The 565-nt window shown below is 49.6% G+C and carries 5 tRNA genes; all 5 read right to left on the reverse strand.

Annotated features, from left to right (window positions below):
• Window positions 1-75 precede the first annotated feature (75 nt).
• A tRNA-Asp gene (locus FC81_RS09440) sits at window positions 76-149 on the reverse strand.
• Window positions 150-153: 4 nt separating this feature from the next.
• Window positions 154-227, reverse strand: a tRNA-Met gene (locus tag FC81_RS09445).
• 13 nt (window positions 228-240) lie between these two features.
• Window positions 241-312: transfer RNA gene (locus FC81_RS09450), tRNA-Glu, on the reverse strand.
• Between the two features lie 6 nt (window positions 313-318).
• A tRNA-Ser gene (locus FC81_RS09455) sits at window positions 319-406 on the reverse strand.
• A gap of 22 nt (window positions 407-428) precedes the next feature.
• Window positions 429-499, reverse strand: a tRNA-Gly gene (locus tag FC81_RS09460).
• Window positions 500-565 lie beyond the last annotated feature (66 nt).

Raw genomic sequence — 565 nt, forward strand, 5'->3', positions numbered from 1 at the left:
ACCACCCAAAGGTGATGCCAAGATCTCCATCAATACGATTTGACTTTGACCCACAAAAATAATATTTAAAAGTTACGGTCCTAGCCGGATTTGAACCGGCGATCTCCTGCGTGACAGGCAGGCGTGATAAACCCCTACACCATAGGACCATAATTGCGGGAGAAGGATTTGAACCTCCGACCTTCGGGTTATGAGCCCGACGAGCTACCAGACTGCTCCATCCCGCGATAATTATTAAAGTGACCCGTACGGGATTTGAACCCATGTTACCGCCGTGAAAGGGCGGTGTCTTAACCACTTGACCAACGGGTCAAAAAACGGAGAAGGAGGGATTTGAACCCTCGCGCCGCTTTCGCGACCTACACCCTTAGCAGGGGCGCCTCTTCAGCCACTTGAGTACTTCTCCATGTTATAGATTACTATATATAAGCGGGTGACGAGAATCGAACTCGCGACAACAGCTTGGAAGGCTGTGGTTTTACCACTAAACTACACCCGCATAATTTTTATGGCGCGGGACAGAATCGAACTGCCGACACATGGAGCTTCAATCCATTGCTCTACC

The organism is Liquorilactobacillus capillatus DSM 19910 (assembly GCF_001434915.1).
Classification (GTDB): domain Bacteria; phylum Bacillota; class Bacilli; order Lactobacillales; family Lactobacillaceae; genus Liquorilactobacillus; species Liquorilactobacillus capillatus.